We start from the raw sequence: 14,907 nt of genomic DNA on the forward strand, positions 1-14,907 counted from the left end.
ATTTCGCGGGGTGAGACGATGACCGAGACACCGATCGAACTCTCGCGGCGGAAGCTGCTGGGAGGGCTCGGCGCAGTCGGACTGGCCAGCGCCGGCGCCGGTCTCGGCACGACGGGGCTGTTCGCCGACGGCGAGACGTTCGAGAACAACACGTTCGCGGCGGGCGTCCTCGACCTCAAGGTCGACTGGGAGGAACACTACTCCTTCCAGGACGGCGAGGCGGACGCCCACCTCGAACACGGGATCACTCGTACCCGACCGGAGAACACCGACGACTACGTCGGGCTGCCCGACCCGGAGGACCCGGTCGTCTGGGTACACGAGACGGACCTCGCACGGTACATGGACGAGACGGCCGTCGAATCGTTCCCGGACCCGAACGACGACGGCGTTCAGGAACTCCAACTCGACGGCGAGGAGACCGGGTTCGAGTACGTCGCGTGCGAAGACGGCGCCGACCTCGACGAGCACTTCGACCCGTCGACCGAGGGCGCGCTCCGGACGAACAGCGGCGACACGTACGTCGACGGGGAGGTCCGCCCGCTGATCGACCTCGACGACGTGAAACCCGGCGACTTCGGCGAACTCACGCTGAGCTTCCACCTCTGCGACAGTCCCGGGTACGTCTGGCTCCGCGGCAGGAACGTCTCTGCGTCCGAGGGCGGGCTGACAGAACCGGAGGCCGCGGTCGACGATTCCCCGGGCGACCCGGAGCTCGCCGAACAGATCCGGACCGTCTGGTGGTACGACAGCGACGGCAACAACGTCGTCGACTCGTCGGTCGGTGCCGTCGACGTCATGCTGGCGGTCGACACCTCGGGGTCGCTCGACGGCGACGACGTCGCCGATCTGGCGACCGCGGCGTCGGACCTCGCCAGCGACCTCGACGCCGCCGCGGACGCGCGAATCGGTGGCCTGAGCTTCGGCGGCGGGTCGATCGACGACTTCACCGCGCTCGCCGACGGGCCGGTCAGTTTCTCGGGACTCTCGGCGAACGGCGACACGCCGATGCCCGCGGCCCTGGAGGTCGCGGCGGCGGAACTCGACGCGAACGGGCGACCGGGCGCTGAGACCTTCGTCGTCCTGTTCACGGACGGCGGGCCGAACTACGACAACGGTCCCTACCGGGCCGGTGGCCACGAGGTCGGACCGTACGGGAACGGCGACAGCTCGAACGCAGTGGTCGAGGACGGTGAACTGGACGAGACGGCGGCCATCGCCGGGGAAGTCCGCGACTCCCACCGCATCCTCGCGGTCGGCATCGACGACGACAGGGCGCCGTCGGGTCGAACGGGGGAGTCGGGAGTCCCGCTCCTCTCGACGTACCTGCGCGACCGGATCGCCGGCAGTCAGGGTGACTACTTCAGCGCCGAGGACTCCGGGACGACGTCGAACGTCCTCGGCGCCATCGTCGACGCGATCGCCGTCCCGGAGGAAGTGTTCCACCGCGGCACGCTCGCCGAGGACCTCGCTGCGCTCTCGTCCGGGGCGGGCGTCCCCCTCGACGCAGGGCTCGAAACCGGCTTCGACGAGTTCGGGGACGACGGCGACGACGAGGCGCGCGAGTGCTTCCAGCCGGGCGTGAGCAACTACGTCGGCTTCGGCTGGTGGCTCCCGATCGACGTCGGGAACGAGGTCCAGAGCGACGCCGTGAGCTTCGACCTCGGGTTCTACACCGAACAGTGCGAGGGCAACGGGGGGAGTGGAACGACAGGCGCATGACGACCGACAGGTCTCGGCGGCTCTCTGCCCACGACGGCAACCGTCGCCTTCGCGCCAGTCGAAGGCGACTCCCACGGTTCCCCGTGGCACGGCGGTTCGATTCCGCCGGTGGGTTTCCCCCCGGAGGGGGACGATACAATGACCGACGACAGATTCAAACTGACGCGGCGGAAGATCCTCGGCGGCATCGGTGCCGCCGGGCTCGCGGGCGCCAGCGCCGGCATCGGAACGAGCGCGCTGTTCAGCGACAGCGAGTCCTTCGAAGGAAACAGCCTGACGGCCGGCGAACTGGACCTCAAACTCGACTACCGGGCGACCTACGCCGGCGGTCCCGACCGGCTCGACGAGGTGGATAGCTGGTACAGCGAGGAAGGGCCGGGCGAGCCTTTCGACGTGGTCGAAGAGGAGGACGGCGTCTACCTCCTCGGCGAAGTCCCGAGTCCCACCGACGACAGCGCGTGGGAAGACACCGTCCAGGAGAACGACCTCTGTGACGAGGCGTTCGACCTGATCAACGGCGACGAAGTCCCCGTGTTCACGCTCCGCGACGTCAAACCGGGAGACACGGGCGAAGTCACCGTCAGCCTCCACCTCTGCGACAACGCGGGGTGGGTGTGGATGACCGGCGGGCTGACCGAGAACGCCGAGAACGGACTGATCGGACCGGAATCGGGCGTCGACGAGACCGGCGGTGATCCCGGCGCCGGCGCGGGCGAACTCGCGGACGCGATCGAAGCGACGCTCTGGTACGACGAGAACTGCAACAACGTACACGACGGCGAGGGCGAAGACTCCAACCCGGCCTGTATCCAGCTCGTGCTCGACACCTCCGGGTCGATCGGGAGTAGCGCGATGAGCACGGTTCAGGACTCGGCGAACTCCCTCGCGAACGACATCCTGGCGGCGAACCCGGACAACGAGGTGGGAGTGACGACGTTCTCGAACGGTGCCACTCTCGTTCAGAGCGTCGGGGACTCGTTCACCGACGTCACCGGGCTGACCTCGAACGGCGGGACCAACATGACGGCCGGCATCGACGAGGCCGCCGCCGACCTCGAGAACTGCCCCGACGGTCACGACCGGATCATGGTCCTGTTCACTGACGGAGCGCCGAACGACACGTCTGCCGCCGTGAACGCGGCGCAAGCCGCTCGCGACGCCGGTATCGAGGTCTTCACTATCGGCGTCGCCGGAGCCAACGAGAGCACCCTCAACGACCTCGCGTCCGACCCGGACGAGGACCACGTCTTCATCGTCACCGGCGGAACGGACAGCGAGGACGCGATCCAGCAGGTGTTCTCGCAGGTGTCGGAGGCGATCACCGGCGAGCAGGTCATCTTCGAGGGGTCGCTCGCGAACCTGCTGACCGAACTCGAGTCGGGCGTCGCGCTCGACGGGAACCGATCCACGGAGGGTCGCGACCCCTTCGCGCCCGCGGCGACCCAGTGTCTGGGCCTGGAGTGGGAGCTTCCCGTCGATGCGGGCAACGAGGTCCAGTCCGACTCCGTCGGGTTCGATATCGGGTTCCACGCCGAGCAGAGCCGGAACAACCCGGACCCGGAGAACCCGTTCGCCGACTAGTCTCGCGACCACCACCCACACGGGCGCGTCTCGAACGCGTGGCCGGAACGGCGGTTCGACTCCGCCGGTGGGTCTCAACCCGACCGCTCGGGTACCCAAACCATGACGCACGATACTCAACCACAATCGTCACGTCGACCGGCGACCGGCGCCGCCGCCGTCACGCACGAACACGACGCCGGGAGGTGAGCACCCGTGAAATCCGTCCACTCGGGAACCGGCCACCTGGTCGTCGCCGCGACCGCGACGTCTCGCGAAGCGACGGGACCAGTGGGACTGCCGCTCGCGGCGCGGTTCGCGACGGCCGAAGCGAGCGCGGCGCTCGGACCGGCGGCTCCCGATATCGACCCGCTACGCGGGGCGACGGCGACCGCCAGGGTCGATCCGCATCCCGAACGAGGTCTGTCCGTGGTGCTCGAGGGATCGGACGGCCGTTCGCGCCGCCGACGCGAGCGGCAGTCAGCCACGGTCCCGGCGTCGGCGGCGGAATCGCCGACGTTCGTCCTCGGGCTCCACGCCGCGTCTGTCGGAGGCGGCGATCCGACCTCGCTGGAGTCGCTCGTCGGGACGCGGGCGCTGCCCCCAGGCCGATACCGCGACGGGCCGGTCCCGGTCTGGAAGGGGAACCCGTTCCCGATCGCCCACCCGGATCACGCCGGTGAACGACCGCGGACTCGCTGGAGCGACGTGGACCTGGCGCCGGAGAGCGACGGTCGAACGGACCCGGAGCTCACCGCGACACTCTGGAGCGGCCTCGATGCGGCCACCGGGAGTCCGCTGACTCCCGTGACCGACGTGCGCGACCGACCGATATCCAGTTCGGCGACGGTGACGCTCGAGAATCGAACGCCGCGCGACGGTCGCGGATCGACAACGGGAGATGGTCTCCGTGGACGGTGAGAAGAGCGTCGGTACGGGCGGTATCGGGACGCAAGCGAAGGTCAGGACCGCCACGAACGAACCGCGGAGGAGTGACCCGTGACTGACGAGGAAGACGCCTCGCTCTCGCGACGGTCGGTCCTCGCCGGTATCACGTCGGTCGGTGCCGCCTCGGCTATCGGTGCCGGCACGGGCGCGTTGTTCAGGACCGACGCGCGTACCAGCGCGAGCTTCGCGAGCGGTTCCCTCGATCTGCGGGCCGCGTGGACGGACGGCGGCACGAGCGTGGACCTGGGAACGGTGGAAGCGGTCGGCGACGGCGGGCGCAAGCGCGTCGCGCTCTCGATTCCGGCGTCGGACAACCCGGCGTACGTCTGGTTTCGGACGACCTGTAGACGCTGTTCCGACGCCGAAGAGCACCTCGACGTGTCGATCTCGATCGAGACCGAAACCGGCGGGACCACGACGATCGATCGCGACCGACTGGGTGTACTCCGGGACCGGCTGGGCACGGGGACGCGTCTCCCCGGTCTGCTGTCTCCGGGCGAAACCCGCTGGCTCGTCGTGGAGTGGGAGCTCCGGGAACCCTTGCAGTCGGACGGCGAGGTCGACTTCGACCTCGATTTCTTCGCCGTCCAGGCGCGAAACGTCGAGGACTCCGACGATCACGGACCGGCGTGGGTCTGTCCTCCCGGTAGCTGCGCCGGTAGCGGTCCGGCGGTCAGCGACGTCAGCTGGGTCGGGTTCTGCGCGGATTCGGGCGCAGCGATCGAGGCGGAGGACTTCGAGTTCACCGTCGACGGCCCGGTCCTCGACCTGACCGAGGCGCCCGCCGAACTCGGGTCTGTCCTCCTCAAGTACGGGACGAGACTCGACGTATTCCGCGACCCGCCGTTCCAGGGGTCTTTCGCCGCCGGGACCGCCGACGAGACGTACGCCCAGCAGGGGGCCGGTTTCAGTGGTACCGGGCGGTCGAACCCGACGCCGTGTCCCGGTAGGTGCGGTCTCAAGTACGACGTCGACGGCGGGAACTTCGAATCGAAGGGGTGTGACTCATGAACGAATCCAATGGACTTTCAGACGGGCTTCGAGCGCGCATCGCATCGTACGACCGCCGAGACGTACTGCAGTGGACGCTACTGGGACTGTTCGTCCTGCTCGTCCTCCCGTTCGTCGTTTTCGCCGTCCCGCAGGTCGTGGGTGCCGAACACAGTTACGTCGTGCTGAGCGGGAGCATGGAACCGGCGATCAGTTCCGGCGACGTCGTCGTCGTCAACGAGGTCCGACCTGCCCAGATCGAGGAGGGCGACGTGATCACCTTCGGCGGCAGTCAGAGCGAGCCCACGACGACTCATCGCGTAATCGGAATCGAGGAGCAGGACGGCGAACGGGTCTTTCGCACGAAGGGAGACAACAACGAGGACGCGGACCCGTCGCCCGTGCGGCCGAGCAGCGTTTCCGGGCGCGTGATGAAACTTCCGCTGCCGGTGCTCGGTTCGACGCTTTTCGTGATCCCGTACGTGGGGTACGTCGTCGAGTTCGCCGGGACGACCGTCGGGTTCGCCCTCCTGGTCGTCGCTCCCGTGACGCTCCTCGTTGCGACGGAACTCTGGTCCGCAGTCGCTCGACGGAGGCGCGACGAGTCGGGCGACGCCGCGGGAGACGGAACCGCGACCCAATCGACCGGAGACGGGGGAACGGAGGCGGAGACCGCGGTCACGCTGTCGCCCCGGCAGATGGGGGGCGTGGCCGGGATTCTCGTCGTCGTCACCGTCGCGGCGGGGTGGCGCGCCTACGAGACGATGCACCCGCTCGCGGTCGGCGTCCTCGTCGCGGCGGTGAGCGCGTTGCTGCTGCTCGCGAGCGTCTCCGTCCTTGGCGATAATCGACGGCAGGCGACGACCGACGGGGGAAGCGTGTCGGCGGGGACGGCCGGGCCGGGCGGTCGGTCGCCCGGAGACGTCGTCCAGGGTTCGGTGTCGTCCTGCCTCTACCGCCGCAGACGAGTCGAGATAGACTCCTTCGAAACGCTGCGTGCGATGGCAGTCGAGAAGGGGACCTGGCTCGTCCACGACGAATCGAGGGCCGCCTACGTCCTGTTCGGAGACGGCGTGGCGTACGTCGTCACTGTCGAGCAGTCCGGGCCGGCCGACCGTCGGGACGACCGCGACTCGACGGTCGACCCCGAGGGGGATTCCCGGACGGCCGGGTCGGCAGATCCCGGAGCCGGGGCCGACGGCTCGTCGAACGACGGCGGGTCGCTGTCGGATTCGCCGCGGAGCGACCCCTCGGAGACTGGTCGAACCGAAACGTCGACCGGTCACGGACGGGAATTCGGCGGTCCGGAGGACGGAGGAGACGATCTGGCGGCGAAAGACCTCGTGAGGGACGCTCTCGACGAGAGCGAGGACGATGGCTCCTGCTGAGCGAAGCCCACGGGTGAAGCTCGCCTCGCTGTCGCTCGTGACGATGGTCTGCTTCGCCGCGATGACGGGCGGGTTCACGCAGGGGTTGCTCTTCGACGGGGAGTCCGTCGACGGGACCCTGCAGGGCGTCGGGAACGCGGCGGGGAACGCGCCGGCGAGCGGGGTCACCTCGACGGACGGCAACGCGCCGACCGGCGGCCCCGCCTCGACGGCCGGGAACGCGCCGGCGAACCGGGGCTCACCGCCAGGAACGTCGCCGACTGACGGGTCGACCCCGACAGCGACGCAGACGGTCACCGGACCGACGACGACGAGCACTCCCCCGGACTCGACTTCCACGGCGACCAGCACGCCAGTCGACTCCACGGCGACCGGCACGCCGGCTGACTCCACGGCGACGCCGACTCCCACGACGACGCCGACTCCCACGGCGACCAGCACGTCAGTCGACTCCACAGCAACCAGTACGCCGGCCGACACCACAGCGACGCCGACGCCCACGACGACACCGACTCCCACGGCGACGCCGACAACCACGCAGACGCCGACGAGTTCCCCCACGCAGACAGACGCCGGGGGGACCCAGACGAACACATCGACGAACGAACCGGGGCCGCCGGGGACGGACGCTCCGGAGGGGTTGGGAAGCGGCGGCGTTCCGGACGGCGATCAGAACGGTGAACGCGACCGCCCGCTCGCGGTTGCACGGTCGGTCGAACGAACGCGCCGGCGGGCCTCCCCGGTGCGGCGACGCGACGGACGCGTGCTCGCACCGACGTCCGACGAGCGATCGCGTCGGGCCGATGCGTTTGCTCAGGGGGAGGGGACGGTCTTCACTCGGTCCACCGAATCGGACGCCGGGCGGCCGAAGACGGCGTTCGGACCCGGAGGTGACTGTCGGTGAGAAGCGACTGGCGCCTGACCCGGACGTTTGTCTTCGTCGTGCTTCCCGGCATGCGCCCCAGAGCGCCGAAACGCAACACCATCGTGCTGCTCGTCTATCTGTTTCTCCTCTTCGTGGTGCTCTCGTCAGTCCGATCGGCCGGCGTGGTCGCTCTTCCGACGCTCGGCCGTTCACCGAGCTGACTCACTCGGGACGCTCGCGGACGGTCCCGCCGCTCAGGCCATCCCAGGCCACCCGGTATCCCAGTGCCGAGAGCGCCGCGCTGGCGTCGTCCACCCCGTACTCGTCCAGCACCGCTTCGGCCTCGTCGAGGGCCATCCCGACTTCTATCCGCTCGGCGAGTGCCTCCAGCACCGCCGGTCGGACCAGCGTCCGACCGACCCGCTCGTGCTGGGGGAAGGTCTTGTCCTCGACGGCGCTCTGGCTGACGCCGCGCTCGGCGGCGAGCGATTCGAGGGTCACGACGTTCGCTTCGGGGACCAGTTCGTCGGGGAGCGCCGCGGCGCTCTCGGCGACGAGTTCGTCCTCGTACCGCCGGAGGGCGTCGCGGACGTCCTTGACGCGCACCGTCCCGGAGTACGGGATCGCGCGGTGGTCCCGCGCTTCGATGGCCTCGCCGGCGCCCAGATCCTCGTCGACGGCGACGAGCAGCTCCACGTCGTCGATGGCGTCGAGCTGGGCGAGCTTCTTCTCGACGTACTCCGGCGTCCAGAAGCCCATTATTTCGAAGAACACGCGGAAGTCGGCGTGGCGGTAGTCGAACGCGAAGTCGGGGATGGCGACGCTCGCGCCCGCTTCGAGGGGTTCGGGCTCCCGGACGAGGTCCCAGTCGAGGCCGAGCGACTCGAAGCGGGTCGCGAAGTCCGCCTCGACGCCGCTGTCGTAGCTCACCTCGGTCACGGGCTCGACGCCCGGCACCGACACGTCGGCGTCGGTGAGCACCATCGTCCGCTCGGTCCCGCGGTCGTCGACGGTCGCCTCCAGGCGCCACTCGTCGGCCTTCGCGACCGTCCGGAGGAGGCGAGCGAAGCGAGTCCCGTAGCGGCGCGTCCGGCGGAACAGCGCCGTCGGGCCGGTGACGACCACCTCGCGGCCGGCGTCGGTCTTGCGGACCTCGTACATCAGGCGGAGGCGCTTGACGGCCGAGACGAGCGCCTTCGGGTCGCTCGACCGGACGCGGACCTCCGTCGCGTCGAACAGCGCCGTCTGGCCCAGCGAGAGGTTGTACTGCGCGACCAGTTCGTCGGGGTCCCAGCGCGGATCGACCTCGGCGAGCACCTGCCGGGCGTCGAGGTCGGCGTACAGCGAGTCGGCGACCGCCTCGGCGTCGGTGTCGGCGCCGAATCGACTCGCGGCCCGTTCGAGCGCTCGCTCGCGGTCGGTGGCGGTCACGACGCCGACGGCCTCGCTCGCAGCGAAGGCGGCCTCGCGGGCGCGGCGTGGCTCGACGGGCGCGCGGACCTCGAAGCGGGCCTCGCGGTCGAGCAGTTTGGCGAACCCGCGGACGAGTTTGAAGTCGTCGGCGTCGCGTTCGAGGGACTGGAGGGCGTCGTCGAGTTCCGCCCGCGTCCGGTCGACGTGGCCCTGGAAGACGCCGAGGACTCGCGCGGCGAGGTCCCGCCGGTCGCCGTCGACGAACTGCGGGTGGAACCCGCCGCCGGCCCGCGAGACGCGGAGCAGGTCCTTCGTCAGCACGGTCGGGAATCGGCCGCCGACGTGCATAAGCCCGACGGGTCCCGGGGAACGGCCGAGTCGGCGGGCCACCGACCGCATCCCGACGAGAAGATTCTTACCGGACGGTACCCGGAGAGCAGGTATGCAACGACGGAGCGTCCTGCGCGGGCTGGCCGCCCTCACCGCGGGCGCGGCGGTGGCCGGCTGCACGGGCGCCAATCGGGAGGTTCCGGTGGCGGCCCCTGAACCGCCGGACGGAGTTCGCAACTCTGGGGGCGACGGTGACGCGGGCATCGGGAGCGACGGGAGCGCCGGAGCCGGGGACGGAACGGCCGACACGCCGCAGTTCGCCGTTCCCGAGTGGACCTACGAGGCGACCGAGGGCGGCGACCTCCTGGTCGTGCTGACCGTGGAGAACCGGTCGCAGGTCCCCCACGAGACGACGATGATGGTCGTCCTCACGGCTGGAAACAAGCGATTCACGCCGACCGAGCACGTGGCGCTCCAGTCCGGCGCGTCGACGGAGGTTCGGATCGTCGTCCCCGTCCCCTACAGCGAGTACGACGCCGACCCCGGATTCGAGGTGCAGTTCGAACCCGGGGGCCCCGCGACGCCCATCCCCGAGGGAACGGTGACGCCCTATCCCGAGGACAGGGAGACCGCGACAGCGGGATCGACGGACGCCAGCGGATCGAGCGGGACCGACGAGTCGACGACCGGGAGGGATTCGGCCGAGACGACCGAGACGGATTCGGCCGAAACTGATTCGTCCGGGACGAACTCGACGGCGCCGGAGTAGCGGGGACGGATCGGCCAGGACAGGCCAACCCGGCCTCATCCGACCCGGACCGTCTCGCCCCGATTCTGGCCTCACCGCCGTCGACGCGCGACCCGTTCTTCCGCTGTCTCCTCGGTGACGATCTCGTAGAGCAGCGCCCGCTCACCCTCGGCTTTCGGCCGGAGGATCCGCCCGAGGCGCTGGGTGAACTCCCGCTCGCTCCCGCTGCCCGAGAGCACGACGGCCACGTTCGCGTCGGGGACGTCGACCCCTTCGTCGAGGACGTTCGCCGTCACGACCCGGGAGTACTCGCCCGACCGGAACCGTTCGAGGATCTCGCGGCGCTCGCTCGCGCCGGTCTCGTGGGTGATCGCGGGGATCAGAAAGCGCTCGGAGAGGCGATACACGAGGTCGGTGTGTGCGGTGAAGACGATGATCCGGTCGTCGCCGTGTCGATCGAGGATGTCCTGCAGGCGCTCGACCTTCTCGTCGGCGTTCATCATCACTTCCCGGGCGCGCTGCTTGGCCAGCAGCGCCTCGCGGGCCTGCGGGTCCGACCCCGAGCGCTTGACGAGTTCCTGGTAGTCGCTGCCGCTGCGCATGTCGATCCCCGAGGTGGCGAGGTAGTCGGTGAACGTCTCCTGGTGGCGCTCGTAGACGTCCCGCTCTTCCGGTGTCAGCGCCACTTCCAGACGCTTGATGTCGTAGTCGGCGAGGTGCTCGCCGGCGAGTTCGTCCACGTCGACGCGGTGGACGAGCGGGCCGACGAGTTCCTCGACCACCTCGTGGGCCCCGTCGGGGCGCTCGAACGTGGCCGTGAGGCCCATCCGGGCCGGTGCCGCGAGCAGGCGGGCGATGTCGCGGTACCCCTCGCCGCCGAGGTGGTGGACTTCGTCGAAGACGACGAGACCGAAGCGGTCCCCGAGTTCGTCGGCGCGGAGGTACGCCGAGTCGTACGTCGAGACGGTGACGTCGGCGAGACGCTGTTCGCCGCCGCCGAGCTGGCCGATCTCGCGGCCGAACTCCCGTTCGAGCTCGCGGCGCCACTGTTCGAGCAGGTCGATAGTGGGAACGACGACGAGCGTCGGCGTCCCCAGCGCCTCCATCGCGGCGATGCCGATGACGGTCTTGCCGCTTCCGGTGGGGAGTTCGAGCACGCCTCGCCGGTCGGCGCGCTCCCAGTCGTCGAGGGCCGTCCGCTGGTACTCGCGGAGTTCGTACGCGGAGTCGAGGGAGAGATCCGGGAGCGAGACGACGCGGTCGTCGTAGGGTGTCCCGGCGTCGTCGAGGGCAGTACAGAGGTCGGTGTAGCGGTGGGCGGGCGCCCGGAGCGTCTTCGAGCGCTCGTCGCGCTCGACGTAGGGCAGGTCGAGGACGCCGCTGCCAGCGTCCTCGGCGTCGCTGCCGACGTCCTCGGCGCCGGTGATCCGGATCGTGCCTTCCTCGTAAGTGAGCCGGACGGTCACTGCGGCGGACTACCCGCGCACGGGAGTTAAGCGGTGCGGGGTCGGCCCACCGTGGCGGGTCGTCCACCGGCGATACCGGGCGGTCGGTTCGGGGCGTCGGCGGACGGTACCGGTTCGCCGATCGCGCCGTCCGACCGGTTCCGTCGGTCGGATTCTCAACCCTTTTGTCGCCGCGGCGACTTCCCACGGGTATGACCGAGCAGGACGCGTCCGACCCCGCTGGGGCCGCTGCAGACGAGACAGGCGCGACCGCAGACGCCACCGAGTTCGACGGGGAGGCCGACGACGGCGCGGGCGACCCCGTCAGTCCCGACGAGGTCATCGACCCCGACGAGGCCGACGCGGACGTGGGAGACGGTGCGGACGCGGCGGACGGCGAGGGGAACTTCGAAGCCGTCGCGGACCAGGATCTGATCGACCGCGTCGCCGAATCCGACCCCGAGTCGGTCGCTCACGAGCTCGCGGCGCTCCGGACGCGCGTCGACGGGCTGGAGGAGCAACTGGACGCCCGCGAGGAGGAACTCGACGACCTGACGGAGAAACTCAAGCGCAAGCAGGCGGAGTTCCAGAACTACAAGAAGCGCATGGAACAGCGCCGCGAAGAAGAGAAACAGCGCGCGACCGAGGACCTGGTCTCCCGGTTGCTGGACGTGCGCGACAACCTCCAGCGCGCGCTCGAACAGGACGAGGACGTCGACATCAGGGGCGGCGTCGAGTCCACACTGCGGTCGTTCGACGACGTGCTCGACCAGGAGAACGTCGCCGTGGTCGAACCCGAACCCGGCGAGGACGTCGACCCGCATCGTCACGAGGTGCTCGTGCGCGTCGAATCCGACCAGCCCGAGGGGTCCATCGCCGAAGTCCACCGGCCGGGCTACGTCATGGCCGACAAGGTCATCCGCGAGGCGCAGGTCACTGTCAGCGACGGCTCGGGCGGCGAGGAGTGAGGCAGCCGCGGGGCAGTTCGACCTGTCGGACGGGCTAGTTTTCGGCGGCGTAACGCTGGTATTGCGGTCGGATTTATAAGCACCGGTCGGTCGCGCCGCCGGTGACGGAAATCGCCCGTCTGGGGCCGTCTGGGTCGCTTCGGGTTCGGTGCATCTAGCAACTTTTAACCGGCGCAATCGGGTATAGTCGGGTAAGATGGCGAGCAACAAGATTCTCGGAATCGACCTCGGGACCACGAACAGCGCGTTCGCGGTCATGGAGGGGGGCGACCCCGAGATCATCGTAAACTCCGAGGGCGAGCGGACGACGCCGTCCGTCGTCGCGTTCGACGAGGGCGAGCGACTCGTCGGCAAACCCGCGAAGAACCAGGCAGTCAAGAACCCCGACGAGACGGTCCAGTCCATCAAGCGCCACATGGGCGAGGACGACTACTCGGTCGAACTCGACGGGGAGGAGTACACGCCCGAGCAGGTCTCGGCGATGATCCTCCAGAAGATCAAGCGCGACGCCGAGGAGTACCTCGGCGACGAGGTCGAGAAGGCGGTCATCACCGTCCCGGCCTACTTCAACGACCGGCAGCGCCAGGCCACGAAGGACGCCGGCGAGATCGCCGGCTTCGAGGTCGAGCGCATCGTCAACGAGCCGACCGCGGCCGCGATGGCCTACGGCCTCGACGACGAGTCCGACCAGACCGTCCTCGTCTACGACCTCGGCGGGGGCACCTTCGACGTCTCCATCCTCGACCTCGGCGGCGGCGTCTACGAGGTCGTCGCGACCAACGGTGACAACGACCTCGGTGGCGACGACTGGGACCACGCCATCATCGACTACCTCGCCGAGCAGTTCGAGGACGAACACGGCATCGACCTGCGCGACGACCGCCAGGCGCTCCAGCGACTGAACGACGCCGCGGAGGAGGCGAAGATCGAACTCTCCAACCGCAAGGAGACCCGCATCGACCTGCCGTTCATCACGACGACCGACGAGGGGCCGCTCGACCTCGAAGAGAAACTCACCCGCGCGAAGTTCGAGTCGCTGACCGCGGACCTCATCGAGCGGACGGTCGGCCCGACGGAGCAGGCGCTCGAAGACGCCGGCTACGACCAGGGCGACATCGACGAGGTCATCCTCGTCGGCGGGTCGACGCGGATGCCCCAGGTTCAGGAGCAGGTCGAGGAGATGACCGGCCAGGAGCCCAAGAAGAACGTCAACCCGGACGAAGCCGTCGCGCTCGGCGCGGCCATCCAGGGCGGCGTCCTCTCGGGCGACGTGGACGACATCGTCCTGCTCGACGTGACGCCGCTCTCGCTCGGTGTGGAGGTCAAGGGCGGGCTCTTCGAGCGGCTCATCGAGAAGAACACGACCATCCCCACCGAGGAGTCGAAGATCTTCACCACGGCCGCGGACAACCAGACGCAGGTCCAGATCCGCGTCTTCCAGGGCGAGCGCGAGATCGCCAACGAGAACGAACTGCTCGGCGAGTTCGCGCTGACCGGCATCCCGCCGGCGCCCGCGGGCACGCCGCAGATCGAGGTCTCGTTCAACATCGACGAGAACGGCATCGTCAACGTCTCCGCCGAGGACAAGGGCTCGGGTAACGAGGAGAACATCACCATCGAGGGTGGCGCCGGTCTCTCGGACGACCAGATCGAGGAGATGCAGCAGGAAGCCGAGGAGCACGCCGAGGAAGACCAGGAGCGTCGCGAGCGCATCGAGGCCCGCAACGAGGCCGAGAGCACCATCCAGCGCGCCGAGACGCTGCTGGAGGAGAACGAGGAGAACGTCGACGAGGAACTCGTCGAGGACATCGAAGCCGAGATCGACGAGGTCCGGGAGGTCCTCGAAGACGAGGACGCAGACACCGAGGACTACAAGGACGCGACCGAGAGCCTCGCCGAGGCGCTCCAGGAGATCGGCAAGCAGATGTACCAGGACCAGGCCGCCGAGGGCGCGGCGGGTGCCGGTGCGGCCGGCGCCGCAGGTGCCGGCGGCATGGGCGGTATGGGCGGTGCCGGCCCCGGTGGCGCCGCAGGCGCTGGTGCCAGCGGGCAGGGCGAGGAGTACGTCGACGCCGACTTCGAAGACGTCGACGAGAGCGACGAGGACGAGTAACACGAGTCCGAGGAGCTCTCGTCGGCTCGGAAGTCGCGCGGAGCGAACGAAGTGAGCGAGCACGTCTTCCGGTGTCTCGAGAAACGAACGGAGTGAGTTTCTCGAGTTTGACGAAGACGAGGACTGAAAGGACGAGTCTTCGTCGTCGGCTCGATAGACGAACGCAGTGAGTCTATCGGTGTCTTGAGAAGCGAACGGAGTGAGCTTCTCAAGTTTGACGAAAGCGACGAAGACGAGTGAAGCGAGTCTGGAGAGCTTTCTGAACAGGACGACGACGAGTAACACGAGGAGTCGTGCTCGTCGGCTCGGGAGACGAGCGGAGCGAAGCAAGCACGGCTACCAGTGTCTCGAAAAACGAGCGAAGCGAGCGTTTTCCAGGCAGACGAGTGGACCGGAGACGACGTATGTGGATTCGGT

The 14,907-nt window shown here is 69.0% G+C and carries 12 protein-coding genes; 10 read left to right on the forward strand and 2 right to left on the reverse strand.

Annotated features, from left to right (window positions below):
* The first annotated feature begins 18 nt into the window (after positions 1-18).
* The 7 genes from ACMGFE_RS04875 to ACMGFE_RS04905 all read left to right on the forward strand — a co-directional run bounded on the left by ACMGFE_RS04875 (position 19) and on the right by ACMGFE_RS04905 (position 7,694).
* Positions 19-1,722 carry a VWA domain-containing protein gene (locus ACMGFE_RS04875; RefSeq protein ID WP_436923958.1) on the forward strand — a complete coding sequence of 568 codons (1,704 nt, stop codon included), beginning with the start codon at positions 19-21 and terminating at the stop codon, positions 1,720-1,722.
* Positions 1,723-1,860: 138 nt separating this feature from the next.
* On the forward strand, positions 1,861-3,303 hold the full coding sequence (locus ACMGFE_RS04880; RefSeq protein ID WP_436923959.1) for a vWA domain-containing protein: 1,443 nt from the start codon (positions 1,861-1,863) through the stop codon (positions 3,301-3,303).
* A 195-nt stretch (positions 3,304-3,498) separates the two neighbouring features.
* Positions 3,499-4,203, forward strand: coding sequence for a hypothetical protein (locus ACMGFE_RS04885; RefSeq protein WP_436923960.1), 705 nt, complete (start codon positions 3,499-3,501; stop codon positions 4,201-4,203).
* Between the two features lie 78 nt (positions 4,204-4,281).
* The gene (locus tag ACMGFE_RS04890; protein ID WP_436923961.1) at positions 4,282-5,241 is read left to right on the forward strand and encodes a hypothetical protein; all 960 of its coding nucleotides are present in this window, start codon (positions 4,282-4,284) and stop codon (positions 5,239-5,241) included.
* Positions 5,238-6,608, forward strand: coding sequence for a signal peptidase I (locus ACMGFE_RS04895; protein WP_436923962.1), 1,371 nt, complete (start codon positions 5,238-5,240; stop codon positions 6,606-6,608). Before ACMGFE_RS04890 ends, ACMGFE_RS04895 begins: the two co-directional genes overlap by 4 nt.
* Complete coding sequence (locus tag ACMGFE_RS04900) at positions 6,595-7,512, forward strand: hypothetical protein (protein WP_436923963.1); 918 nt, start codon at positions 6,595-6,597, stop codon at positions 7,510-7,512. The genes ACMGFE_RS04895 and ACMGFE_RS04900 overlap by 14 nt, the downstream gene beginning before the upstream one ends.
* The gene (locus tag ACMGFE_RS04905; RefSeq protein WP_436923964.1) at positions 7,509-7,694 is read left to right on the forward strand and encodes a hypothetical protein; all 186 of its coding nucleotides are present in this window, start codon (positions 7,509-7,511) and stop codon (positions 7,692-7,694) included. The genes ACMGFE_RS04900 and ACMGFE_RS04905 overlap by 4 nt, the downstream gene beginning before the upstream one ends.
* A gap of 1 nt (position 7,695) precedes the next feature.
* On the opposite strand, the gene ACMGFE_RS04910 is transcribed toward ACMGFE_RS04905, so the two are convergent.
* Positions 7,696-9,207, reverse strand: a complete 1,512-nt coding sequence (locus ACMGFE_RS04910; RefSeq protein ID WP_436923965.1) for a DUF790 family protein — start codon at positions 9,205-9,207, stop codon at positions 7,696-7,698.
* Positions 9,208-9,328: 121 nt separating this feature from the next.
* On the opposite strand from ACMGFE_RS04910, the gene ACMGFE_RS04915 reads away from it, so the two are divergent.
* On the forward strand, positions 9,329-9,985 hold the full coding sequence (locus tag ACMGFE_RS04915) for a hypothetical protein (RefSeq protein WP_436923966.1): 657 nt from the start codon (positions 9,329-9,331) through the stop codon (positions 9,983-9,985).
* Positions 9,986-10,056: 71 nt separating this feature from the next.
* On the opposite strand, the gene ACMGFE_RS04920 is transcribed toward ACMGFE_RS04915, so the two are convergent.
* The gene (locus ACMGFE_RS04920) at positions 10,057-11,430 is read right to left on the reverse strand and encodes a DEAD/DEAH box helicase (RefSeq protein ID WP_436923967.1); all 1,374 of its coding nucleotides are present in this window, start codon (positions 11,428-11,430) and stop codon (positions 10,057-10,059) included.
* A gap of 191 nt (positions 11,431-11,621) precedes the next feature.
* Here ACMGFE_RS04920 and ACMGFE_RS04925 point away from each other — a divergent pair, with 191 nt between their 5' ends.
* Both ACMGFE_RS04925 and dnaK read left to right on the forward strand, forming a co-directional pair.
* Positions 11,622-12,377, forward strand: a complete 756-nt coding sequence (locus ACMGFE_RS04925; protein WP_436923968.1) for a nucleotide exchange factor GrpE — start codon at positions 11,622-11,624, stop codon at positions 12,375-12,377.
* 196 nt (positions 12,378-12,573) lie between these two features.
* A complete protein-coding gene (dnaK, locus tag ACMGFE_RS04930) occupies positions 12,574-14,490 on the forward strand; it encodes a molecular chaperone DnaK (RefSeq protein ID WP_436923969.1) in 1,917 nt (638 codons plus the stop codon).
* Positions 14,491-14,907: the final 417 nt, after the last annotated feature.

Source organism: Halosimplex amylolyticum (assembly GCF_051414035.1).
Taxonomy (GTDB): domain Archaea; phylum Halobacteriota; class Halobacteria; order Halobacteriales; family Haloarculaceae; genus Halosimplex; species Halosimplex amylolyticum.